Genomic DNA, 23,748 nt, shown 5'->3' with positions numbered 1-23,748 from the left:
TGAGGTGGTGGTGAGACGAGGTGTTCGGTCGGGTCAGTTCGGGAAGTGCCGGCGGGCGAGGCCGTGGGCGATGGTCATACCGACGCCGGAGGTCACGATGCGCACGCTGAGGCGCTCCTCCGGCTCGGCGACGAGGTAGGGGTGCAGGGGGCTGGAGGCGTAGACGCCCTGCCAGCGCTCGATGATGCGCAGCCGGTCGACGCCGAGGACGCGGGCGGTCTCGGCGCGGAGGGTCTCGGTGACGGCCTCGTCCAGGAAGGGGGCGACGGTGCGCTCCGTGTGGTGCGAGTCGCCGATGAGCAGGGTGCCGTCGGGGCGCTGGGTGAACATGACGTTCGCGTCGATGTCCAGCAGGTCGGGCCGGTCGGCCTCCATCCGGGTGCGGAGCGCTGCGGCGCTGGTGGTCTCGGCGAACGCGGGGTAGCGCAGCAGCGAGGTCGCGGTGAGGACGGCGGGCGTGACGACCGCGCCGGGGTCGGCGGCGCGGGCCATCTGCAGGGCGCACCGCTGGACGCGATGCTCCTCCGCAAGGTCGGGGTACAGGTGGTCGAGGTCGTGCCCGACGCAGACGATCACCCGCTGCGCCGCGATGGGGCCGCGGCTGGTGTGGGCGCGGGTGCCGTCGAAGCCGAAGTAGGCGGTGCCGAACCGGACCTCGGCGCCGTCCTGCGCATCGACCCAGGCGGCCAGTCGCGCGACGGTGACGCGCGGGTCCACCCGCAGGTCCGCGAGGAGTGCGGCGCCGCCCACGACGTCGTCGGCGCCGCCGCCGGGGAGTTCGGAGCGGACCTCGTCGGCGGTGCGCAGTGCGACCTCACCGGGCCGGGCGGCGGCGAGTTCCTCGAGGACGGCGAGCTCGGTGGTGTGGCGGGCGACCGCCAGGCCGCCGGTGGCGCGGGCACCGAGCCCGGCGCGGCCGTCCAGGTCGAGCCAGCGCTGGCGGGCCAGGTGCGCGAGCTCGGCGAGGTCGCCCGTCTGTCCGGTGACGCAGGCGTGGCCGAAGTTGCGGATCGAGGCGCCCACGGCGCGGCTGTCGCGCTCGACGACGGTGACCGTGAGGCCCCGATCGAGGGCCTCGACGGCGTGCGCCAGACCGACGACGCCGGCGCCGACGACGAGGACGTCCGTTGCGGTGTTCATGGCTCTCAGCGTGGCCTCCCGACGCCTCGCTTGGCAAGCCTGATCGGATGATGTCTATACAAGTTGGTTCGATGTACACCCAGGTAAGACGGTCGTTCATCTGCCGTTCATCGCGCGTGCAGGTGGGCAACGCTTTCACTTGTATACTCAATGACGTGGTCGCAGCCCAGCCCCTCCATCAACGTCTCGCCGCGGAGTTCCGTGCGCGCATCTCCTCCGGTCGCTGGCCGGAGGGGGAGCAGGCCCCCAGCGAGGCACTGCTCTGTGAGGAGTTCGGAACCTCGCGCGGGCCGGTCCGCCAGGCGCTGGCCACTCTCCGCGCGGAGGGACTGATCGTCGGCGGCCAGGGCCGCTCGCCGATCGTCCGCCGCAACGTGCCCAGTCACAGCGCCAGCGCCCTCGGCTCGTTCACCGCCTGGGCCCGCGAACAGGGCCGCGAACCCGGACAGCGCACCACTCTGCAGGCCCGCGTGCCCGCGACGCCGGACCTCGCCGAACGGCTTCAGATCGAACCCGGTGAGCCGGTGCTCGAGCTCCGTCGCGTGCGGACGCTCGACGGCGCTCCGGCGCTGTGCGAGACCATGTTCTTCGTCTGGGCGCTGGGCAAGCGCCTCATGGAGTTCGACCCGGACTCCGGTTCGGTGAACCGCTTCCTGCTCGACGCGGGCGCCGACCTGTACGCCTCCACCCACCAGATCGACGCGGTCGCCGCGACCGCCGAGGACGCGGCGCAGCTCGGCCTGTCCGAGGGGGCCCCGCTGCTGCGGGTACGCCGCACCACCACCGACGCCGCCGGCGACGTCGTCGAATACTCCGAGGACCGCTACGTCCCCGGCGTGACCACCGTGATCGTCGAGAACCGACTCTTCGCAGCGCCCACCGCGAACCCGCCCGCGCTGCGATCCGTACCCGTCAGGAGAGACGCATGACCGAATCCGACCGCACCATCGAGCTCGTCGCGCTGGACATGGCCGGCACCACGATCGACGACGGCGGCGCCGTCTACGAGGCGCTGCGCGGCGCCGTCGAGGACGGCGGGGCCACCGTCGCGCAGGCCGACCTGCAGGTGTGGATGGGCACCGACAAGGTCGAGGCCATCACGAACCTGTTGCGCCTCGGCGGCGTCGAGCCCACGCCCGAGCGTGTGGACTCCGGCTTCGCCCGCTTCCGCGAGCGCCTGCAGGAGGCGTACTCGTCGACCCCGCCCACCGCGATCGACGGCGTGCCCGCCGCCCTCGCCGAGCTCCGGGGCCGGGGGATCAAGGTGGCCCTCACCACCGGATTCGACGATGCCGTCGCCCTCCCGCTGCTCGCCGCGCTCGGGTGGAAGATCGGCGACGGTGCCGACGCGGTCGTCGACGCCGTGGTCACCACCTCCGACGTCGCCGCCGGCCGTCCGGCGCCGTACATGATCCACCGCGCGATGGAGCGCACCGGCGTCCGCGATGTGCGCCGCGTGCTCGCCGCGGGCGATACGGCCGTCGACGTGCAGGCGGCGAACAATGCCGGTGCCATCTCCGTGGGCGTGCTCACCGGCAAGGCCGACCCGCAGGTGCTCGCCGACGCGGGCGCCGACCACGTGCTCGACGGCGTCGTCGACATCCCGGCCCTGCTCAACGCGTAGCGATCGGCCTCATCAGCGGAGCCGCATCATGATCGCCGGCGAGCGCACGACCGGCTCCCGCGACCGGTTCCGCCTCGTCATTGCGTTGCAACGGAATGACGAGGCGGAAACGGGTTGGGGACCGCGGTCCGGCGTGCCGCACCCGACCTGAGCGGTGTGTGCACTCGAGGCAAGTTCGCGGGCTTGCCTCGGCGGATATCAAGCCTCAGGCCTTGCGGGCATGCGAGCGTCGAGGAGTAGTCCCGCAATCCCGGTGGCCATGAGCGCGCCGCTGATCACGACGAGCCACGGGGACGACTCCCCGGTCAGCGCGTCGCCCAGCAGCACGACCGCGATGGTGCCGGGCGCCAGGCCCGCCACCGTCGCGCCGAAGTACGGCCAGAAGGGCACCGGGGACAGTGCCGAGGCGTAGTTGACGAGGGAAAACGGCGCGGCCGCGATGAGCCGCAGCGACCCGACGGCCAGCCACCCGCGCGCCCGGAGCCGGGCCGCGATCGGCGCGTAGGCGCGGTGCTCGCGGGCGCGGGCGATCACGCGTGACGGGTGACGTCGGTCGATCTCCCGGACGCCCAGGAAGGCGATCGAAGCCGCGACGATCGAGGCCGCCATGCAGACCGCGATGCCGACGACCGGCCCGAACAGGAAACCCGCGGAGACCGTGAACACGGTGCGGGGGATCGGGAAGACCGTGATGACGACGTGCGCGAGGAAGAAGAGGGCGAGGAACCACGGGCCCGTCGAATCCGCCCAGGCCCGAATGGTGGCCGCGCCGGGGTGCGGCAGGAGCATGCCGAGAACCACGAGACCCAGGAAAGCGGCGCCGCCGACCGCCGCTCGCAGCACCAAGCCGCGGTCGCCGGGCCGCAGCCGGGATTCGTTGTCGCTCACGTCGAGCCAACATACGCGGTGGTCGCGCGGAGTGCCGTGACCCTACTGGGGCGTAGATATATGTATCGGTTAACGTGGGTTCTCATCGACCCGGCGTGCGCTGGGACACAGGTGAGGAGGTCTCGTGGCGGACAACCCCTACGATGCGTGGCGTGATTCGGTCGGCGCGGTGCTCGCGAAGTCGCGCGGCGGCACGCCGCCCGAGGACCCGATCGCCGCGCTGACCACCCTCACCGAGGACGACGGCGTGCAGATCGCACCGCTGTACTCGCAGCTCGACGAGCTCCCGGAGGCCCCGCTGCCCGGCGCCTTCCCCTTCGTTCGCGGCGGCAACCCCACCCCGGATGTCCGCCTGGGTTGGAAGGTCGCCGAGCGGTTCGACGCGACCACCGACTCCGCCGACGTGCTCGGCGCCCTGGAGTCCGGCGCGAGCGCCCTCTGGTTCACCCGCCCCGACCCGGCGCCGCTCCTCGACGGCGTCTATCCGGACATGGCGCCGATCCTGCTCACCGCCGGTGGTCGCGCCGCCGAGGCCGCAGCGCAGGTGTACGCCGCGCTGGACAACGCCGCGGAGTCCGACGCCTATCGCGCCGACCTGGTCCGCGTCAGCCTGGGCGCAGCCCCGCTGACCTCGCAGGTGGTCGGCCGCGCCGACGTCTCCCTCGACGAGGCCGTCGAGCTGGCCCGCGCCGCCGACGCCCGCACCGAGGACGTCCGCGCCCTCGTCGCCGACGGTGCCGACCTGCACAACGCCGGCGCGACCGCCGCCCAGGAGCTGGGCCTGACGGCCGCCGCCGCCCTCGATCAGGTGCGCGCCCTCACCGCGGCCGGCCTGACCACCGCTGCTGCGCTGAACCAGCTCACGATCCGCCTGGCCGCCACCGACGACCAGTTCCTCACCCTCGCCAAGATCCGCGCCTGGCGCACCGTCTGGGCCCGCGTCGCGCAGCACCTCGGCGCGCCCGAGGCCGGCAACGCGCCCGTGCACGCCGTCACCTCGCTCGCCGCGACCACGCAGCGAGACCCGTGGGTGAACCTGCTGCGCACCACCGTCGCCGCCTTCGGCGCCGGCCTCGGCGGCGCCGACTACGTGACCACCCTCGACTACGACGAGGCCCTGCCGGGCGGCATCGAGGGCTACTCGCCCGCCTTCGCCCGGCGCATCGCCCGCAACACGCAGCTGCTGCTCCTCGAGGAGTCGAACCTCGGCCGGGTCGTCGACCCGGGCGCCGGCTCGTGGCACGTCGAATCCCTCACCGACGACCTCGCCCGCGCGGCGTGGGGCGTCTTCCAGTCCGTCGAGGCCGCGGGTGGCTTCGCCCGGGGCGCCGCGGAGGAGACCGTCGCGACACAGCTCGGCGAGTCCGCCGACCGCCGCGACGCCGCCGTCGCCCGACGCGCGCGCAAGCTCACCGGCGTCAACGAGTTCCCGAACCTCGCCGAGCCGCCGATCGCCCCGTCGGCCGCGACCAACGGCCCCGTCGTGCGGTCGTACGCCGCGCCGTTCGAGTCCCTGCGGGCCCGGTCCGACGCCTTCCTGCGTGAGCACGGCGTCCGCCCCCGGATCCGGATGGTGACCATCGGCACCGTCGCCCAGTACAACGGGCGATCCACCTTCCTGACGAACCTGCTCGCCTCCGGCGGCATCGAGACCGTCCTGGACGCGGCCGAGCAGGCCGCCGGCGCCGCCACGCTCGACGGCACGCCCGGCGTGAAGATCGCCGCCCTGGCCGGATCCGACCCCGGCTATGCCGAGGAGGGCGAGGCCCTGGCCCGCTCGCTGCGCGAGGAGGGCGCCCTCGTGCTGCTCGCGGGCGCGCCGGGCACCGTCGACGACGGCCTGATCGACATCTACCTGCACGCGAAGATCGACGCGGCCGCCGCGCTCGACGATCTGCTGACCCGGCTGGGGGCCTGAGATGACCGACACCACCATCGGCAGCTTCGCCGACGTCCCGTTCGAGGAGCTGCCCGGCACGGCACCGTCGGGCGCCGACGTGGACGCCTTCGTCGAGGCCTCCGCCGCTGCCTACGCCTACACCCCGGACCAGCTGACCTGGACCACCCCGGAGGGCATAGACGTCAAGCCCGTCTACACCCGCGCCGACCGCGACGCCGTCGCCGAGGCCGGCTACCCCGTGGACTCCTACCCGGGCGCGGTGCCCTTCATCCGCGGGCCGTACCCGACGATGTACGTCAACCAGCCGTGGACGATCCGGCAGTACGCCGGCTTCTCCACCGCGGCCGAGTCGAACGCCTTCTACCGGCGCAACCTCGCGGCGGGCCAGAAGGGCCTGTCGGTCGCCTTCGACCTGGCGACGCACCGCGGCTACGACTCCGACCACCCGCGCGTCACCGGTGACGTGGGCATGGCCGGCGTGGCGATCGACTCGATCCTCGACATGCGGCAGCTGTTCGACGGCATCGACCTGGGCGGCGTCTCCGTCTCGATGACGATGAACGGCGCGGTGCTGCCGATCCTCGCGCTCTACGTGGTGGCGGCCGAGGAGCAGGGCGTCGGCCCGGAGAAGCTCGCGGGCACCATCCAGAACGACATCCTCAAAGAGTTCATGGTGCGCAACACCTACATCTATCCGCCCGTGCCGTCGATGCGGATCATCTCGGACATCTTCGCGTACACCTCGCAGAAGATGCCCAAGTTCAACTCCATCTCGATCTCCGGCTACCACATCCAAGAGGCCGGGGCCACAGCCGATCTGGAGCTCGCGTACACGCTGGCCGACGGTGTCGAGTACATCAAGGCCGGCATCGACGCGGGCCTCGACGTGGACAAGTTCGCGCCGCGCCTGTCCTTCTTCTGGGGCATCGGCATGAACTTCTTCATGGAGGTCGCGAAGCTCCGGGCCGCGCGCCTGCTGTGGAGCGAACTGGTCGCCGAGTTCGACGCGAAGAACGCCAAGTCGCTGTCGCTGCGCACCCACTCGCAGACCTCCGGCTGGTCGCTGACCGCGCAGGACGTCTTCAACAACGTCGCGCGCACGTGCGTGGAGGCGATGGCTGCGACGCAGGGCCACACCCAGTCGCTGCACACCAATGCCCTCGACGAGGCGATCGCGCTGCCGACGGACTTCTCCGCCCGCATCGCCCGCAACACGCAGCTGGTGCTGCAGCAGGAGTCGGGCACCACCCGGCCCATCGACCCGTGGGGCGGCTCGTACTACGTCGAGACCCTCACCCACGAGCTGGCCGAGCGCGCCCGCGCCCACATCCGCGAGGTGCAGGAGGCGGGCGGCATGGCGAAGGCCATCGGCGAGGGCATCCCGAAGCTGCGCATCGAGGAGGCCGCGGCCCGCACCCAGGCCCGCATCGACTCGGGCCGCCAGCCGGTGATCGGCGTCAACAAGTACCAGGTCGCCGAGGACACCGCGATCGAGCTGCTCAAGGTCGACAACTCGAAGGTCCGCACCGAACAGCTGGCGAAGCTGGACCGGCTGCGCGCCGAGCGGGACCCCGAGGCGGTCAAGGCGGCACTGGCGAACCTGACGCGCGCGGCGGGCTCGTCCGAGGGCGGGCTGGAGAACAACCTCCTCGCCCTCGCGATCGACGCGGCGCGGGCCGGCGCGACCGTCGGCGAGATCTCCGACGCGCTCGAGCAGGTCTACGGCCGCCACCAGGCCGAGATCCGTACGCTCAGTGGCGTGTACCGCGACGAGGCCGGCGCGGCCGGCAACATCCAGACGGCCACCGAGCTGGTCGAGAAGTTCGAGGAGGCCGACGGCCGTCGGCCCCGCGTGCTCATCGCCAAGATGGGCCAGGACGGCCACGACCGCGGCCAGAAGGTGATCGCCACCGCCTTCGCCGACCTCGGCTTCGACGTCGACGTGGGCCCGCTGTTCTCCACGCCCGAGGAGGTCGCGCAGCAGGCCGCCGATAACGACGTGCACGTCGTCGGCGTCTCCTCGCTCGCCGCGGGCCACCTCACGCTGGTGCCCGCGCTGCGCGACGCGCTCGCGGAGGTCGGCCGCCCCGACATCACCATCGTGGTGGGCGGCGTCATCCCGCCGGGCGACTTCGACGAGCTGTACGCGGCCGGCGCCTCGGCGATCTACCCGCCCGGCACCGTCATCGCGGACGCCGCGGTGAACCTGCTGCACGAGCTGGGGAACAAGCTGGGGTACCAGCTGGCGTGATCACCGTCGCCGAACTCGCGGACGGGGTCCGGGCCGACAAGCGCGCCGTGCTGGCGCGCGCCATCACCCTCGTCGAGTCCCGGCGCCCCGACCACCAGGCCCTCGCGCAGGAACTGCTGCTCGAGGTGACGCCGGGGCCGGACGCGCCGATCGCCACCCGGGTGGGGATCACCGGCGTGCCCGGGGTGGGGAAGTCGACCACCATCGAGGCGCTGGGCAACCACCTGATCTCGTTGGGGCACAAGGTCGCCGTGCTCGCGGTGGACCCGTCGTCCACCCGCAGCGGCGGTTCCATCCTGGGCGACAAGACCCGCATGGGCACGCTCGCCGTGAACCCGCGCGCGTACATCCGGCCCTCGCCCACCTCGGGCACGCTCGGCGGCGTCGCGAAGGCCACGCGGGAGACCATGGTGCTCATGGAGGCCGCCGGCTTCGACGTGATCCTGGTCGAGACCGTCGGCGTCGGGCAGTCCGAGGTCACCGTCGCGAACATGGTCGACACCTTCACCTTCCTCACCCTGGCCCGCACCGGCGACCAGCTGCAGGGCATCAAGAAGGGCGTGCTCGAGCTCGCCGACGTGGTGGCCGTCAACAAGGCCGACGGGGATCATGTGGTCGAGGCGCGCGTCGCCGCCCGCGAGCTGTCGAGCGCGCTGCGCCTGATCCATCCGCGCGGCTCCCTGTGGCGCCCGCCCGTGCTCACGCAGAGCGCCGTCGAGGGCACCGGCATCCCCGAGTTCTGGGACGCCGTCCTGCGGCACCGCAGCACGCTGCAGGAGGCGGGGGAGTTCGATCGCCGCCGCCGGCAGCAGCAGGTGGACTGGACCTGGACGATGGTCCGGGACGCGATCCTCGGCCGGGTCGAGCATTCCGACGGTGTGCGGTCCGTCCGGTCCGAGGTCGAGGCCTCCGTGCAGGACGGCTCGCTGACGCCGGCCCTCGCCGCGCAGCGCATCCTCGACGCCTTCGACGGCCACTGACCGGTACGGACGCCGTGCCCGAGCTCACGCCGCAGGAGGACGCGAACCGTCGACTCCTGCGGGCGCGGGACGCGATGGACCGGCGCTACGCGGAGCCGCTCGACGTCCCGGCGGTGGCGCGGATCGCCCTCATGTCACCCGCCCACTTCTCCCGCGAGTTCGCCGCCGCCTTCGGCGAGACGCCGCACCGTTACCTGCAGCGCCGCCGGATAGAGCGGGCCATGGCACGGCTGCGCGACACCGACCGCGCGATCACCGAGATCGCCTACGAGGTCGGCTTCGGCTCGTCCGGGACGTTCAGCCGCACCTTCCGCGCGATCATCGGGCGCTCGCCGTCGGAGTACCGGCGTGCCGTGGCGCCGGTGCGCGCCCCGGGCTGCGTCGTGCGGGCGTGGACCCGTCCCGCTCAATAGGGCGCTTTGCGCACTGAGCAGTTTCGGATAAGCGGAGCCCGCGAAGGCTTCGTAGGCTCAGTCGCATGTTCACCTCGATCGCCATCACATCCGTCTTCGTCCTCGACCAGGACGAGGCCCTCGACTTCTACGTCGGCAAACTGGGCTTCGAAGTCCACGACGACGTCGACATGGGATTCATGCGCTGGCTCACCATCGCCCTGCCGTCCGACCCCCAGCGCGAACTGGTGCTGGAGGTCCCCGGCGTGGGCGGCGGGAGCCCGGAGACCACCGCCGCGCAGCGGGATCTGTTGACCAAGGGCGCGCTCGGTGTGGCGTGCATCCTGAACACCGACGACTGCCGCGGCGTCTTCGAGAGGCTGAGCGCGCAGGGCGTCGAGTTCACCGAGGAACCGCAGGAGCAGCCCTACGGCATCGACTGCGCACTGCGGGACCCGTTCGGCAACCACATCCGGATCACCCAGCGCAAGCAGGGCCCCGTCGAGGTCACGCAGGCCGACAGGGACCGCTGGTCCGGCAACTGAGGAATCGTCAGCGCAGCAGGTGATCGCGGGCCGCGGCGGCCACAGCAGCGGCTCGGCTGGAGACACCCAGCTTCGCGTAGATGTGTTCGACGTGTGAGCCGACCGTGGACGCCGCGATCCCCAGCGTTCCCGCGATGCGGCGGTTGGTCGCGCCGTCCGCCAGGAGTCGGAGCACGTCGAGTTCCCGCCGCGTCAGAGCCGCGCCCGATGGTTCCCGTGTGCCTCGCGCGAGCTCGAGGAGCCGCGGACGCATGCAGGCGAGGAACCGCCGGGCGTGCGTCGGCACGTCCGGGCTGTCGAAGCTGAGGTGCATCGCGCCGATCAGCTCGCCGCCGTTCGTCAGTGCCATCGACGTGCCCTCGCGGAAACCTGCGGGCGCGAGCAGTGACCGGACGGTGGGCCCGTTCCGGAAGCCGGGGAGGTCCTCCCAGAACAGCGGCCGATCGGGATCCGCGACGACTGCGGTGAAGGCCGGATCCGAGACGATCGCGCTCGACAGGAAGCGCCGGACCGGCTCGCGGTAGCCCCAGGCGATGAGCGGGCGCATCGGCGCGCGTGCGGACGGTCGGACACAGAACGCCCCCGCGGCGGTGGGCAGTGCCGCACGCGTGAGCTCGATGAGCCACTCCGCGCCGACCGCCGTCGGGGACGTCGTCATTCCGTCATTGTCGCGTCAATCGGCCAGTGCCGGGGTCGTATCGGCCCACGGGTTCACCTGCTCGAGCACCGCCCCGGCGGCGAGTACGGTCGCGTCGGCGTGGTGTCCGCCCGCAATCTGCAGCCCCACCGGCAGCCCGTCGTCGGTGAACCCCGCGGGTATGGACAGCGCCGGCGAGGTGAGCATGTTGTAGGGGTAGGTCAGCAGCCAGCCGAGGAGCTGTCGCCGGAGCGGCTCGCCGTCGAGCCGCTCCGGGGCGAACCGGCCGTTCGGGAAGGCCGCCGTCGACAGCGTCGGAGAGATGAGCACGTCGTAGTCGCGCATGAACCGTTCGTACGCGTCCCACATCGCGCCCTGGAAGACATCGGCGCGCCCGATCTCGACGGCGGTCAGGCGCTCGGCGGCGACAATCATCTCGATCAGCTCGTCGTCGACGGTGCCGCGCGCGGCCTCCCAATCGAGGAGGTCGTGCTCGGACGAGAAGGCGGGTAGCCAGACGCCGTTCCACATCGCCTCCTCGGGATCGCCCCACGCGGGCGTCGCCTCGGTCACCGTGGCGCCGGCCTCCGCGAGTCGCTCGACGGCGGCCGCGCAGATCCGTGCCACCTCGGGGTCGACGTGGCCGAAGCCCAGGTCGGGAGAGTAGGCGATGCGGAGGCCCTCCGCGGTAGCCTCCCGGACCGCGGACACGAAGGACGGTCCGGTGCGGGGGAAGGTCATCGGGTCGCGACTGTCGGCCCCGGACACGACGTCGAGCATGATCGTCTGCGGCACGAGGCCCCTGGTCGGCTTGAAGCCCACGACGCCGCAGAGCGCTGCGGGAACCCGGACCGAGCCGCCACCGTCGCTTCCCTCGGCGAGCGGTCCGAGACCGGCCGCCACCGCCGCTGCGGCGCCGCCCGACGAGCCGCCGGGCGTGTAACCCGCGCGCCAGGGGTTCTGAGTGGGTCCGAACAGGTGGTTGTCGGTGCCGCCGTAGTAGCCGGATTCCGGAGTATTGGTGCGCCCCAAGAAGAGCCCACCAGCCCGGGCGAGCCGCTCCACGATCGGCGCGTCCGCCTCGGCCACCTGATCCTTCATCGGCAGCATCCCGAAGGTGAGCGGCAGTCCCTTCTGCGCCGTGAGGTCCTTGATCGTGTACGGCACGCCGCCGAGCGGCCCGAGATCCTCGCCCGCAGCGCGGCGCCGGTCGAGCTCCGCTGCGTCGGCCCGGATCTGCTCGGCGTCGAAGTGGACGATCGCGTTGATCGCCGGGTTGATCCGTTCGACTCGGTCGATCGCGGCCTCGGCGATCGCGCTCACGTCGATGCGGCCGTCGGCGACGAGAGCGGCGAGATCGGTGGCGCTGGTCCACGCGAGGTCGATGGCATCGGAAGTGGTCATGGTGGGCTCCTTCTGTGTGGTTAGGCCCGAACGCTAGGCATGCCCGGGGGCCGGCGGTATCGGCTGAACACCCGATGGCGGACCCCGCGCGGGCCCGTTATCGTGCGCCCCGATCAGCCAGGCTCCAACGGCCGCGCCGGGAGCGGCGAGGCCGCTTCCGTGTCACGATGGGGCCATGTCGGCACTGGTGATCTGCGCGTCCAAGCACCACGGCAACACCCGGAAGGTGGCCGATCGGATCGGCGGGGTCCTGAACGCCCCGGTTCTCGCGCCGGGGGAGGTGACGGCGGAGCAGATCGACGCGGCCGACCTGGTCGGCTTCGGCTCGGGCGTGTACTGGATGGCCTTCGACCCCGCGCTACTCCGTCTCGTTCGCAGCCTCCCGGCGAAGCCGCGCGGAACGGCTTTCGTCTACGCCACCAGCGGCCTGCCGGAGACGCCGCTGCGCCGGTACACCCGCACGCTCGCGGACCTCCTCACCGACGCCGGCTTCCGGCTCGCGCCCGACGTATTCCATTGCCGCGGGCTCGACACCATGGGGCCGTTCGGCCTGGTCGGCGGCGTGAACAAGGGGAGTCCCAGCGCGGCGGACCTCGCGGACGCAGAGGACTTCGCCCGCGGACTGGCGATCCGGGGATAAGCGGACGGCGTTCGCCTGCTGAGTTGTGATTGCGATCACACGGGCCTACTGTGAGGCTTGTGGCTTCAATGGTCGCCGACGAGATTGCAAATGCTTTGTATGCGTACGGTTTTCGCCACGCATACGGTATTCATGGTGCCAACTCCGAGGACCTCTTCGCCGCCCTGCTCCGGAGCGACGCGGACCACCGGCTCACGGTGACCATCGCCAAGCACGAGTTCGGTGCCGGCGCCATGGCCGACGGTGCGGCGCGCATGACCGGCCGGCCCGGCTGCCTGATCGCCACGTCCGGGGGCGCGGCGATGAACTGCGTTCCCGCGCTCGCTGAGGCGTATCAGTCCCGCTCGCCGGTCCTCGCGCTCATCGGCAGCCCGCCGACCGCCGTCGAGGGGCGCGGCGCCTTCCAGGACATGTGCGCGGCCCCGCGCACCGTCGACGTCCTCGCCGTCCTGCGCGGGGTGACCGGCTTCGCCGCGAAGGTCTCCGGTCCCGAGGATCTCGCTCCAGCGCTCGACGGCGCGTTCGCGGCGCTGGAGCAGGGGCTGCCCGCGGCGCTCCTCCTGCCCAAGGACGTCCAGGTCGCCGACTGCCCCGGACCGGTGGGGCGCGCGCCGATCCCACCCGGGCCGGAGGCACCGTCGGACGAGGTGGTGCGCCTCGTCCGCGCGGCCCGCAGACCCCTGATCCTGCTCGGCGAGGCGGCGTCCCGGGCCCGGCTCGCCGGACCCGTCGCGGCGCTGGCGGCGGCGACGGGCGCCGTGATCGCGGTCGGACCCAACGGACGCGACGCCGCGCCGCGGACCGGCGCGGTGGGCGTCGCGGGCGTCATGGGGCACCCGTCGGTCCCCGTCGTCGCGGCCGAGGCCGACCTCGTCCTGGCCCTGGGTACCGAGCTCGACCTCATGGACCGCACGGGCCTCGACGCCGCGATGGACGTCACCTGCACGGTGCACGTCGCGGCCGAGCCGCCGCTGCGTGAGGTGACGATCCACGAGCCCTCCCGGGACCTCGCCGCCTACACGAGGGCCCTCGCGGATGCGGTCGGGACACGCCCGCGCGCCCCGTGGACCGACGCGGCGCCCGTCCCGATCACCGTGCCGCGGAACGACTCCGGGATGCTCACCTGCGCCGATGCCGTGGACGCGCTGGCCGCCGCAATCCCCGCCGACGCCCTCGTCTTCGCCGATGCCGGCAATGCCGGGGCCGCCGCCGTGCACCGGCTCCCGCTCGGCACCGGCGACCGCTTCCTCGTCGCGCTGGGCATGGGCGGCATGGGGCACGGCATCGCGGCGGGGATCGGCGCCGCGATCGCGACCGGCCGTCCCACGGTGATCCTCGCCGGCGACGGCGCCTTCTACATGCACGGCATGGAGATCCACACCGCGATCGAGGCGCGGGCGCCCGTCCTGCTGGTGGTGCTCAACAACGACGCCCACGGCATGTGCGTGGCGCGCGAGGGGAAGTTCTTCCCCGACCTGCCCAGCATCAACCGGTTCCGGCCCAGCCGGATCGCCGACGGCCTCGCCGCCATGTTCCCCACCCTGCCCGTCCGCTCGGCCACCACGCCCGACGGTGCGCGGTCCGCCGCCGCCGAGCTCCTGGCCGTCCCGGGCCGCGGACCGTCGTGCCTGGAGATCGGAACCGACCCCGCGGAGATCCCGCCGTTCGCAGCGCTGCTGCCCGATACCGCGAAGGAGCGGCAATGATCCCGGTGATCGACATCGAAGGAACCATCCGGATCGAGAGTCACCCGCGCCCGGTGGCTCAGCCGATCCTCGTCGACCGCATGCGCTCGGTGTACCCGCACGAGCAGATCTACGGTGACTTCTGCCCCGTGCAGTCCTACGTCAACGCGCCGCCGGACGATCTCTACGACTGGCTCTCCGACACCCGCTCCCTCGAGGAGTGGACGTACAGCCTGCGCGGCTTCCGCGAGACCGACGAGGCCGGCCTGTGGGTCGCGCGCGACATGCTCGGCGCCGACACCGAGATCTACACGCGCACCGTCGCCCACCCGGACGCCCGGACCGTCGACTACCACTGCGCCTGGGACCAGGGGAAGCATCTCTGGATGATCTACCTGATGCGGATCGTCGACGCGCAGCTCGTGCTGAACAAGCCCGGCTCCGTGGTGCTGTGGGTCAACTGCCACCACCCCTTCTACGACGAGAACCCGTACCCCGAGACGGCGCCGCCCGAGCGGCCCGTGTGGGTCGGCGACCTGTGGGACACGTTCGGAGCCGGGCACCAGATGGAACTCGAGAACCTCAAGGCGATCGCCGAACACCGGCACGCGCACGGCGAGCCGATCAAGCCCGAATGGATGACGTCGTGACCGCCCCGCTCGTGAACCCGCGGATCGTCGGGGTGACCTCGTACCTGCCCGAGAACCGGGTGCCCGCCGAGTACTTCCGCGAGTTCGCCGACGTCGACAGCCGCACGCTCACCGCCAATCCGATGTTCGCGCCGCCCGCGTACCGGCATCACGCCGCGGCGGGGGAAGCCAACGTCGACCTGATGTGCGCGGCGATCGACCGGCTCCGCGAGCAGGTCGGGGACGAGGCCCTGCAGGCCGACGTGGTGCTGAGCCACTCGCAGTTGCCGGACCTGCCGGTCGTCGGCTGCGGCGGCGACGTCGTGCGCCGGCTCGGCACGCGGCCCTCGCTGGTCCTGGACATCCACAACGGCGGCTGCGCAGCCTTCCTGCTCATGCTGCACCTCGCCCGCACGATGTTCACCGCCGGGACCGCGCAATCGGCCCTGCTGCTCACCGCCACCAATGCGGCCGGGAACGTCTTCACCCAGGACCGGGTGCGGAATCTGCCGCAGGCCGCCATCCCGGGCGACGGTGCCGCCGCCGCGCTCGTCGTCGCCGACCCGCAGGCGGGTGGGCTGGAGGTCCGGGAGGTGATCTGCGCGCAGCACAGCGAGTACGCGGGCGACATGACCGCCGCCGTCGAACCGCCGCGCAAGTACTGGGAGGCCGGCGAGGGGCAACTGCACGTGGGCTTCACCGAGGCCAAGATCGCGAAGGTCCTCGCCCGGGGCAACCGGCTCGTGCCGGAGGTCGCGCTCGCCGCCGCGGCGGCGGGAGGCCTGCGCGGTCCCGACGTCGGGCACCTCGTCACCAATCAGCCCAACCGGACGTTCCTCCGCAACTGGCGCGAGGCCCTCGAGCTCCCGCCGGAGCGGCACCCCGACACCTTCGACGAGTGCGGCAACCTCTTCGCCGTCGGCGTCCCGCACACCTTCGCCACCGCCCGCGCGGACGGGCGGATCGGCGCGGGGGAGGACGTGGTCCTCGCGGCCTTCGCGCACGCCGGCGACTTCGCGGCCGGGGCGCTGCTGCGCACCTAGCCGGTTCGGGCCGGCCGTCCGGGGCCGGTCCTTCGGGGCTAGCCCCGAAGGCCCAGGCGGCCGCCGAGCCAGTCGAGTTCGGCGGTCAGCGCGCCCGACCACACGGTGAAGTCATGCCCGCCCCGGATCCAACGGGTGCGCACCGTCATCCCGGCTCCCGCGGCGGCCACGGCCACCCGTTTCGCGGCGGCGGTCGATGCGGCGTCGTCGGTGCCCGCGACGAGCACGCCCGCGCTGTCCGGGAAGCGCCGCAGCGACAGCTGGGTGAGCGGGTCCGCCCGCGCGTACGCACCGCGATCACCGGCGAAGGCGTCCCGGACGGTGGCCTCGCGCCCTCCTCCCAGGTCCGGCTCCGCGTCGGGCGAGAGCGCCAGGAAGGTCCGGAAGACCTCCGGGAACCGGGTCGCCAGCTGCAGCGCGCAGGTGCCGCCGTAGGAGTAGCCGCCGATCGCCCACGCCTGCGGGGCGGCATCCACCGCCAGGTTCTGGCGCACCCACGCGGGCACGTCCTCGGCGAGATAGGTCGCCGCCCGGGCGCGCCGGGTGTCGGCGCAGAGCGGGTTCGCGAACTGCCCGCCCGTCGCGTCCGGCACCACCACGACCGGCGCGACGCCGCCCCGCCGCTGCGCATAGGAGTCCATCGTCCGAGCCAGCTTCCCGCCCGAGAACCAGTCCCGCGGCGAGCCCGGCTGCCCGTGCAGGAGCATCAGCACCGGCAGCCGCTCGCGCGCACCGGACAGGTACGCCGGCGGTAGGTAGACCAGCGCCGGGCGGGCCGCGAACCGGGAGCGGGTGGGCGGCACCGTCGCCCGTACGACCACGCCGCGCTCGGCGGTCGTGCTGGGGGAGGGACGGGGCACCGTCGCCGGGTAGTCGACGGGCAGCAGGTCCTCCACCGACGGGTACGCCGAGTACAGCGAGTTCACCTGGCCGGCGCCCATCAGGACCACCAGGCCGACCGCCGCGGTGCTCAGCGCCGTCGACCGCCACGACGGTGCCCGGGCCACCCGCACCCCGGCGAGCAGCAGGGCGAGCACGCCGAGGGCGACCCACAGCAGCACCAGCGGGTCGAGGCGGTCGGGGAACGGCTTCCACACGAACTCGACCAGGTAGTCCACGAGCGCGGTCACGCCGAGCGCGGCGGCCACGCAGGCGAGGACGATGCGCGCGGACCCGCCGCGACGGGTCGCGGAGATCAGGCCGGCGAGGGCCGCGGCTCCCGCGAGGAGCAACAGTAGTGGCACGGGGCCCGCCGTGAGCTGCAGGTTCCGTAGGGGGTTCACCGGCCGCACTCCCGTCCTCGCACGCGCCCAGAATAGGTGCGCCCCATAAGATGGACCTGTGGGAAAGGGCGGCATTCCCGGCGTTCTACGCTGTGAGCCATGACACTCTCGGACGCCGCCGCGCACCAGGACATCACCACCGTCGAGGTCCCCACCCACTGGTACAACCTGGCCGCGGAACTGGACACGCCCATCCCGCCGCACCTGCACCCCGGCACCAAGGGGCCCGTGCGGCCCGAGGACCTGGCGCCGCTGTTCGCGTCGGGCCTCATCGCGCAGGAGGCGTCCACCGAGGCGTACCACGAGATCCCCGAGCCGGTCCGCGAGATCCTCGCGATGTGGCGGCCGTCGCCGCTCATCCGGGCCCGGAAGTTCGAGCAGGCGCTCGGCACCACCTGCCGCATCTACGTCAAGTACGAGGGCGTGAGCCCCGTCGGTTCGCACAAGACGAATTCGGCCGTCGCGCAGGCGTACTACAACTCGGTGGACGGCGTGACGAAGCTGACCACCGAGACCGGCGCCGGCCAGTGGGGCAGCGCACTCTCCTTCGCCGGTGCTCAGTTCGGCATCGACGTCGAGGTGTGGCAGGTGCGGGCCTCCTACGACTCGAAGCCCTACCGCGGCCACCTCATGCGGACCTACGGCGGCACCGTGCACCCGAGCCCGTCGGGGCTCACCGAGTCCGGCCGCGCGATGCTGGCGAAGGATCCGGACACCACCGGCAGCCTCGGGATGGCCGTCTCGGAGGCCGTCGAGGTCGCCGCCCAGGATCCCGACGCCCGGTACGCGCTCGGCAGCGTGCTCAACCACGTGGTGCTGCACCAGTCGGTCATCGGCCTCGAGGCCGTCGATCAGCTGAACCTGCACGAGAAGGGTGCCGACGTCGTCTTCGGCTGCGCCGGAGGCGGATCCAACCTCGCCGGCCTCGCCTTCCCGTTCCTGCGGGAGAAGATCCACGGCCGGCAGGACCCGCGCATCGTCGCCGCCGAGCCCGTGGCGTGCCCGTCGATCACGAAGGGCGAGTACCGCTACGACCACGGCGACGTCGCCGGCCTCACCCCGCTGCTGAAGATGCACACCCTGGGCATGGACTTCGTCCCGGACCCGATCCACGCGGGCGGCCTGCGCTATCACGGGATGTCGCCGGCGCTGAGCCACACCGTGGAGCTGGGGCTCGTCGAGGGCATCGCGATCGAGCAGAACGACGCCTTCGCCGCGGGCGTGCTGTTCGCGCGGACCCAGGGCATCGTCCCCGCCCCGGAGTCGACGCACGCGATCGCCGCCGCCGCGGACTACGCCCGGGAGCACTCCGACGAGGTGCTCGTCATCGGCCTCTCGGGCCACGGCCAGCTCGATCTGCCCGCCTACGCGGAGTACCTCGCGGGCGGTCTGGCCTGACGGTGCGCCGCTACGCCCCCGGGGTCTCCGGGGGCGCCGCGGGCGAGCCCAGGGACCGGCGGATCTCGTCGAGCTTCGCTTTCGCCGCCTTCTCCCGCTCCTCGAAGGCGCGGGCGGCGTCCTGCCCGGCGGAGGTGCCGTGCGCGAGCTCCTCGGCGCCGAGCGCGGTGGTCGTGCGGCGCTCGATCTTCTCCCGCACGTGGTCGAAGGTGGGAACGCCGGCGGTGGTGTAGCCGGTGACCTGCTCGTACGACGGTGCGACCGGCCCGCTCGGCGGGAGGTCGACGAACTCGGCCTCGATCGGCTCCGACGCTCCGGGGGCCGGTTCGGTGGGCGTCGGCTCGGGGGCCGGGGGCTGCGCGGGGTCGCCGGGGTGCGTCATGTCCCCAGGGTAGCGCCGGACGGCGGGGCGGGCGGCCCCGTCGACCCCGGTCGTCAGGCGTCCTCGCCGCCCCGCACCGCCCACTGTCGCAGGTGGTCCAGGTCCACCGCCCGGGACCACAGGAAGCCCTGCGCGAAGTGGGCGCCGGCGGCGGCGAGCGCCGTGGACTCCGCGGGGCATTCGATGCCCTCCGCGATGACGTCGAGATCGAGAGCCCGGGCCATGGCGACCGCGGCGTCCAGCATGGCCTCGAGTTGCGGATCGTCGTGGCCCGTCGAGGCGGTGACCACGGACCGGTCGATCTTCACCAGCGCCAGGTTCAGGTCCCGCAGCTGCGCGAGGCTCGACCAGCCGGTGCCGAAGTCGTCCAGCGCGATCCGGATGCCGAGCTCGATGAGGCGGTGCGTGGCGGCCAGGACGTGCCGTTCCGGGACGACCCGCTCGTTGATCTCGAGGATCAGCCGCGCCGGGTCCAGTCCCGACCGGGTCAGTGCGGTCTCGATGACGTGCGGCAACTGCGGGTCCGCGAGGTCCTCCGACGCCAGGTTCACCGAGACCCAGCCCAGTTCCGGTGCAACGGCGAAATCGGCGCAGGCACGGTCCAGCACGATCCGCGCCAGGTCGGGGAGCATGCCCAGGGCCTCCAGATGCGGGAGGAAGCCCGCGGGAGCCAGCTCGTCGCCGTCGGGGCCGGGCATCCGGGCCAGGGCCTCCGCGCCCACCATCGCGCCGGTCGCGAGGTCCACGACCGGCTGGTAGCGGACGATCACGTCGCCGCGGCCGATCACCGACCGGATGTGGGTCGCGAGCGCCACCCGTTCCTGCTGCGGGGCGTGCAGCCCGACGGAGTGCTGCACGATGCGGTTGCGCCCGTCGCGCTTGGCCTGGAGCAGCGCCAGGTCGCCGTCGATCAGCAGCTGCGTGATGCCGTCGTCCGCGGCCCCCGATTCGACGAGGCCGATCGAACAGGTGACGGTCAGCTGCAGGCCGTCGACCTCCACGGGCTTCGCCATGGCGGCCCGGACCCGTTCCGCCCAGTCCGGTGTCCGTCGAGCCGCATCCACCCGGGGGCGCAGCACGACGAATTCGTCGCCGCCGAGGCGGGCGACGAGGTCCGTGGGCAGGCTCGCCGACTGCAGTCGTCGGGCGACGACCTGCAGCACCTGGTCGCCGAGCTTGTGGCCGAGGGAGTCGTTGATCCGCTTGAAGGAGTCGAGGTCGATCCAGAGCACGGCGAGGGCCCCGCCGTCGGCACGCCGCTGTTCGACGACCTCCGTGGCGCGCTCGATGAACCCCGCCCGGCCGAGCAGCCCGGTGAGGTCGTCGTGGTCGGCGCGCCAGCGCAGGCGGCGGTTGAGCTCCCGGATCTCGGACTCGGCGCGGCGCCGCTCGGTGACGTCGGTGTGCGTGCCGATCAGGCGCGTCGGCAGCCCGTCGGGCCCGGTCTCCATCGCGCGCCCGCGGTCGTGGATCCAGCGCCAGCTGCCGTCCTTGGTCCGCATGCGGTGCTCGACCGAGAACTCGGCGGTCTCGCCGCGCACCACGCCCTGGACCAGGGCCCAGGACCGCTGGTAGTCGTCGGGGTGCACGAGCTCGGCCCAGTCCGCGACGGTCTCGCCCACATCCTCGGCCGAGTAGCCGAGCATCGCCTTCCACTGCTGTGAGTAGAAGACGGTGCCCGAGCGAACGTTCCAGTCCCAGATGCCGTCGCCGGCACCGTCGATCGCGAACTGCCAGCGCGCCTCCGCGTGGCGGAGCAGGGCCTGGTCGCGCCGCGCCGCGGTGATGTCGCGCGAGATGCCGATCAGGCCCACCACCTTCCCGTCGGCGTCCCAGTACGGTGCCTTGTTCGAGAGGTAGGTGCGGAGCTCGCCGTCGACCTCGGGGTACTCCTCGACCTCGTGGCCGATGCCGGACCGCATGATCTCCTCGTCCGTGGCCATGAGGGTCTCCGCGATGGCGGGGAAGACGACCGTGTCGTCGGAGCCGATCGCCAGGACCGGGGAGATCCCGGCGAGTTCGGCGACGGCGGAGTTGATGTACTGGTACCGCCCCTGCCGGTCCTTGATGTAGACGAGGTCCGGCGCGGCGTCGATGACGGCCTGGAGCAGTCCCGCGACTCGCTCCGAGTGGTGCGCCGATTCCACGGCGCGCTCCTCGAGCCGGCGCTGGGCGTCGCTCATCGCCCGGACGGACGCGACGCGTTCCGAGATGTCGCGGGTGAGGCCCGCGATGTACCGGCGACCGTCGATCTCGTGGAAGAAGAGATGGGCCTCGATGGGGAAGGTGCTGCCGTCCTTGCGGCGATGCATCGCGGGGATCACCTGCATCGTGCCCGCCAGCGCGAGCTCCCAGTTGTGGCGCGCCTCGCTGACCGTGACCTGCACGATGTCCAGGGCGTTCATGCGCAGGAGCTCGGCGCGGGTGTAGCCCGTACTCGTGCAGGCGGCGTCGTTGACCGCGACCAGCCTGCCGTCCTCGTCGTGGACGAAGAAGCCGTCGAGGGACCGGTCGATGAAGGCGCGTGCCAGGTCCGAGGACGGCACGCCGGATCCCGCGGCCTGCGGGAACGGCGTGTCGCTCACTGGGCGGTGGGTGCGGTGGCAGCCTGAATGAAAGCGATCACGCGTTGCAGGTCCAGCCCGCGGCGCACTCCGAGGGGATGGTCGACACCCGCGGCGATCGACGCGAGGAACTCGTCGAGCAGGACGCGGAAGCACTCGATCGCCGAGGTGCCGCGATTGTCGAGCACGACCGCGCCGCGCGCGGAGTGTGCGGCCACCCGCACGATGGTCGGCTCGACCGGAGTGCGCAGCGACAGCGACGCGGTCGACGCCGTGCCTCCGGCGTGGGCCAGTTGCGCGGTCCACGTGTCGCTGGCGGGGTCGTACCGCGCGGCGTCCACCCCGGTGATCGGCCCCGCGACTGCGTCGAGAAGATCGAGGACGTGCGGGCCGACGTCGAAGAGTGCGCCTTGCTCCTGTCGCCAGGCCGACGCGGCGAATCTACCGGCGAGTGCGGCGCCGGAGAGCCACTGGGCCTCGGCCGCGATGGGCTCGAGCTCGGCTGCTCGGGCGAGGAACTCCCTCGTCTCCGGCGCGAACCGGCGAGTGAAGGCGATGATCGACCGCACGCCTGCGGCCTCAACGGTCTCCGTCAGAGCTACTGCGCCCTCGACGTCGAATGCGATGGGCTTGTCGAGCACGAGGTGCTTCCCGGCCCGCGCCGCCTCCGCCGCGAGCGGGGCCTGCACGTTCGGTGGCACCGCGAAGGAGACCGCGTCAACGGCGTCGAACAGCTCAGCGGGCGAGGCGAACGCCCGCGGGAAGACCTCCGCCGCGGCCGCGGGATCGCGGGCCCAGCCGCCCACGAAATCGATGTCCTGGTGCGCCGCGAGTGCCGGCGCGTGCGTCTCCCGCGCCCAGGGGCCGGCTCCGACCAGACCGATACGCATCGTCATTCGTCAGAGTCTGCCACGGCGGCCTCCCTGCCCAACACGGAGTGGCGCCGACCGTAGAGGAGGTAGATGGCGACCCCGAGCGCGAACCAGACGAGGAAGCGCAGCCAGGTCGCGACCGCGAGATTGAGCATGAGGTAGACGCAGGCCAGCCCGGACAGGACGGGGATGGCGGGGGAGAAGGGAACCTTGAACGGGCGCTTCAGATCCGGCTTGGTGCGACGCAGGATCGGCACCGCGAGCGAGACCAGGAGGAAGGCGAAGAGCGCGCCGATGCTGACCATCTCGGACAGCGCCTCGATCGGGATGAAACCGCCCATGAGGGCGCAGACGATCACGATGATCACGGTGAGCCGAGTCGGGGTGCCGAACTTCGGCGAGACCTTCGCGACCGACGGCGGGATGAGGCCGTCACGGCCCATGGCGTAGCCGATCCGGCCCATCGTCACCAGCTCGACGAGGATCACCGAGGTGAGTCCGGCGACCGCGGCGATCGCCACGAGGTCGCCGGCCCAGGACGCGCCGACCACGTCGAAGGCCTTGGACAGCGGGGCGCTGGAGTCGATGTCGGTGTACTTGACCATGCCGGTCAGCACCACCGAAACGAGGACGTAGAGCAAGGTGCAGGCGAGGAGCGTCCCGATCAGTGCGCGCGGCATGTCGCGCTCGGGCTGGCGGGACTCCTCGCCGAGGTTGGCGACCGCCTCGAAGCCGGTGTAGGCGAAGAAGACGACCGCGGCGGCGGTGAGGATGCCCGCGACGCCGAAGTGCGACGGCGCCCCGCCGAGGATGGTCTCGATGAGCGGCCGGTCCAGAGCGTCGCCGCCCGACTCCGCCGGCACCGAGTCGGGGATGAAGGGCACGAGGTTCGAGCGGGTGATGAAGAAGGCGCCGACGATCACCACGAAGACCGAGATCGCGACCTTGACCAGCACCAGCAGGTTGGTCACCCGGGCGGATTCCCGGATGCCGACGGTGGCGACCACGCCGAGGACGACGATGACCAGGATCGCGCCGATGTTGACCGGCGCCTCCTCGGTGAACCACTCGGGCGGTAGCCCGAACAGGTCCGCCAGGTAGCCGGACCAGCTGCGGGACACGACCGCGGCACCGAGCCCGAACTCGAGCAGCAGGTCCCAGCCGATGATCCAGGCGAAGACCTCGCCGATGGTCGCGTAGGCGTAGGTGTACGCACTGCCGGCCGTCGGGACCGCGGACGCCAACTCGGCGTAGCAGAGGGCCGCGAAAAGACTGACCACTCCGGCCACGATGAAGGAGATCGCGATCCCGGGACCGGCGTTCACCTTGGCCTGTACGCCGGTCAGGGTGAAGATGCCGGTCCCGATCACGATGCCGACGCCGAAGCCGATGAGGTCGATGAGCCGCAGATCGCGGCGGAGTCCGCCCTCGGCGGCCCCGTCGGCCTTGATCCTGGCGAGAGGTTTGGTCCGCAGGATGTCCATTCCGCGG

At 72.2% G+C, this 23,748-nt stretch carries 21 protein-coding genes; 12 read left to right on the top strand and 9 right to left on the bottom strand.

Features of this window, described 5'->3' with window-relative positions:
- Window positions 1–33: 33 nt before the first annotated feature.
- Window positions 34–1,140: a TIGR03364 family FAD-dependent oxidoreductase gene (locus WFK95_RS07465; protein WP_336670333.1), complete on the bottom strand. Its 1,107-nt coding sequence runs from the start codon at window positions 1,138–1,140 to the stop codon at window positions 34–36.
- 155 nt (window positions 1,141–1,295) lie between these two features.
- Here WFK95_RS07465 and WFK95_RS07460 point away from each other — a divergent pair, with 155 nt between their 5' ends.
- Window positions 1,296–2,069 (top strand): GntR family transcriptional regulator, encoded by a 774-nt coding sequence (locus WFK95_RS07460; protein WP_224645147.1) that lies wholly within the window; start codon window positions 1,296–1,298, stop codon window positions 2,067–2,069.
- Window positions 2,066–2,764, top strand: coding sequence for a phosphonatase-like hydrolase (locus WFK95_RS07455; RefSeq protein WP_336670332.1), 699 nt, complete (start codon window positions 2,066–2,068; stop codon window positions 2,762–2,764). The genes WFK95_RS07460 and WFK95_RS07455 overlap by 4 nt, the downstream gene beginning before the upstream one ends.
- Before the next feature lie 198 nt (window positions 2,765–2,962).
- On the opposite strand, the gene WFK95_RS07450 is transcribed toward WFK95_RS07455, so the two are convergent.
- Window positions 2,963–3,652: a TVP38/TMEM64 family protein gene (locus WFK95_RS07450; protein WP_336670331.1), complete on the bottom strand. Its 690-nt coding sequence runs from the start codon at window positions 3,650–3,652 to the stop codon at window positions 2,963–2,965.
- A 124-nt stretch (window positions 3,653–3,776) separates the two neighbouring features.
- On the opposite strand from WFK95_RS07450, the gene WFK95_RS07445 reads away from it, so the two are divergent.
- The 5 genes from WFK95_RS07445 to WFK95_RS07425 all read left to right on the top strand — a co-directional run bounded on the left by WFK95_RS07445 (window position 3,777) and on the right by WFK95_RS07425 (window position 9,720).
- The gene (locus WFK95_RS07445; RefSeq protein ID WP_336670330.1) at window positions 3,777–5,570 is read left to right on the top strand and encodes a methylmalonyl-CoA mutase family protein; all 1,794 of its coding nucleotides are present in this window, start codon (window positions 3,777–3,779) and stop codon (window positions 5,568–5,570) included.
- Window position 5,571: 1 nt separating this feature from the next.
- The gene (scpA, locus tag WFK95_RS07440) at window positions 5,572–7,803 is read left to right on the top strand and encodes a methylmalonyl-CoA mutase (RefSeq protein WP_336670329.1); all 2,232 of its coding nucleotides are present in this window, start codon (window positions 5,572–5,574) and stop codon (window positions 7,801–7,803) included.
- A complete protein-coding gene (meaB, locus tag WFK95_RS07435) occupies window positions 7,803–8,783 on the top strand; it encodes a methylmalonyl Co-A mutase-associated GTPase MeaB (RefSeq protein ID WP_224645198.1) in 981 nt (326 codons plus the stop codon). Before scpA ends, meaB begins: the two co-directional genes overlap by 1 nt.
- Window positions 8,784–8,857: 74 nt before the next feature.
- Window positions 8,858–9,196: a helix-turn-helix transcriptional regulator gene (locus tag WFK95_RS07430; protein ID WP_336670714.1), complete on the top strand. Its 339-nt coding sequence runs from the start codon at window positions 8,858–8,860 to the stop codon at window positions 9,194–9,196.
- A 65-nt stretch (window positions 9,197–9,261) separates the two neighbouring features.
- The gene (locus WFK95_RS07425; RefSeq protein ID WP_336670328.1) at window positions 9,262–9,720 is read left to right on the top strand and encodes a VOC family protein; all 459 of its coding nucleotides are present in this window, start codon (window positions 9,262–9,264) and stop codon (window positions 9,718–9,720) included.
- Window positions 9,721–9,727: 7 nt separating this feature from the next.
- On the opposite strand, the gene WFK95_RS07420 is transcribed toward WFK95_RS07425, so the two are convergent.
- Both WFK95_RS07420 and WFK95_RS07415 read right to left on the bottom strand, forming a co-directional pair.
- A complete protein-coding gene (locus tag WFK95_RS07420; RefSeq protein ID WP_336670327.1) occupies window positions 9,728–10,378 on the bottom strand; it encodes a helix-turn-helix transcriptional regulator in 651 nt (216 codons plus the stop codon).
- 15 nt (window positions 10,379–10,393) lie between these two features.
- Window positions 10,394–11,761 (bottom strand): amidase, encoded by a 1,368-nt coding sequence (locus WFK95_RS07415; RefSeq protein ID WP_336670326.1) that lies wholly within the window; start codon window positions 11,759–11,761, stop codon window positions 10,394–10,396.
- Window positions 11,762–11,936: 175 nt separating this feature from the next.
- On the opposite strand from WFK95_RS07415, the gene WFK95_RS07410 reads away from it, so the two are divergent.
- The 4 genes from WFK95_RS07410 to WFK95_RS07395 all read left to right on the top strand — a co-directional run bounded on the left by WFK95_RS07410 (window position 11,937) and on the right by WFK95_RS07395 (window position 15,758).
- A complete protein-coding gene (locus tag WFK95_RS07410) occupies window positions 11,937–12,401 on the top strand; it encodes a flavodoxin domain-containing protein (RefSeq protein WP_336670325.1) in 465 nt (154 codons plus the stop codon).
- A gap of 68 nt (window positions 12,402–12,469) precedes the next feature.
- Window positions 12,470–14,107, top strand: coding sequence for a thiamine pyrophosphate-binding protein (locus WFK95_RS07405; RefSeq protein ID WP_336670713.1), 1,638 nt, complete (start codon window positions 12,470–12,472; stop codon window positions 14,105–14,107).
- The gene (locus tag WFK95_RS07400) at window positions 14,104–14,736 is read left to right on the top strand and encodes an SRPBCC family protein (RefSeq protein ID WP_336670324.1); all 633 of its coding nucleotides are present in this window, start codon (window positions 14,104–14,106) and stop codon (window positions 14,734–14,736) included. Before WFK95_RS07405 ends, WFK95_RS07400 begins: the two co-directional genes overlap by 4 nt.
- A gap of 11 nt (window positions 14,737–14,747) precedes the next feature.
- Window positions 14,748–15,758, top strand: coding sequence for a 3-oxoacyl-[acyl-carrier-protein] synthase III C-terminal domain-containing protein (locus WFK95_RS07395; protein WP_443081543.1), 1,011 nt, complete (start codon window positions 14,748–14,750; stop codon window positions 15,756–15,758).
- A gap of 38 nt (window positions 15,759–15,796) precedes the next feature.
- Here the strand turns inward: WFK95_RS07395 and WFK95_RS07390 are convergent, their stop codons facing one another.
- Window positions 15,797–17,041 (bottom strand): alpha/beta hydrolase, encoded by a 1,245-nt coding sequence (locus WFK95_RS07390; protein ID WP_336670322.1) that lies wholly within the window; start codon window positions 17,039–17,041, stop codon window positions 15,797–15,799.
- Between the two features lie 99 nt (window positions 17,042–17,140).
- Here WFK95_RS07390 and WFK95_RS07385 point away from each other — a divergent pair, with 99 nt between their 5' ends.
- Entirely contained in the window at window positions 17,141–18,439 is a 1,299-nt protein-coding gene (locus WFK95_RS07385) for a TrpB-like pyridoxal phosphate-dependent enzyme (RefSeq protein ID WP_336670321.1), read from the top strand.
- Between the two features lie 10 nt (window positions 18,440–18,449).
- On the opposite strand, the gene WFK95_RS07380 is transcribed toward WFK95_RS07385, so the two are convergent.
- Genes WFK95_RS07380 through WFK95_RS07365 form a run of 4 tightly spaced genes read right to left on the bottom strand, consistent with a single transcriptional unit; the run spans window position 18,450 to window position 23,741 of the window.
- Window positions 18,450–18,821 (bottom strand): hypothetical protein, encoded by a 372-nt coding sequence (locus tag WFK95_RS07380; protein ID WP_336670320.1) that lies wholly within the window; start codon window positions 18,819–18,821, stop codon window positions 18,450–18,452.
- Window positions 18,822–18,874: 53 nt separating this feature from the next.
- Window positions 18,875–21,406 (bottom strand): sensor domain-containing protein, encoded by a 2,532-nt coding sequence (locus tag WFK95_RS07375; RefSeq protein ID WP_336670319.1) that lies wholly within the window; start codon window positions 21,404–21,406, stop codon window positions 18,875–18,877.
- Window positions 21,403–22,281, bottom strand: coding sequence for a Gfo/Idh/MocA family protein (locus tag WFK95_RS07370; protein WP_336670318.1), 879 nt, complete (start codon window positions 22,279–22,281; stop codon window positions 21,403–21,405). The genes WFK95_RS07375 and WFK95_RS07370 overlap by 4 nt, the downstream gene beginning before the upstream one ends.
- Window positions 22,278–23,741: an amino acid permease gene (locus WFK95_RS07365; protein WP_336670317.1), complete on the bottom strand. Its 1,464-nt coding sequence runs from the start codon at window positions 23,739–23,741 to the stop codon at window positions 22,278–22,280. Before WFK95_RS07365 ends, WFK95_RS07370 begins: the two co-directional genes overlap by 4 nt.
- Between the last annotated feature and the right edge of the window lie 7 nt (window positions 23,742–23,748).

Source organism: Tsukamurella sp. USMM236, assembly GCF_037148755.1.
GTDB lineage: Bacteria > Actinomycetota > Actinomycetes > Mycobacteriales > Mycobacteriaceae > Tsukamurella.
The sequence above is the reverse complement of the archived record's forward strand: the minus strand, read 5'-3'. Positions and strand labels throughout refer to the sequence as shown.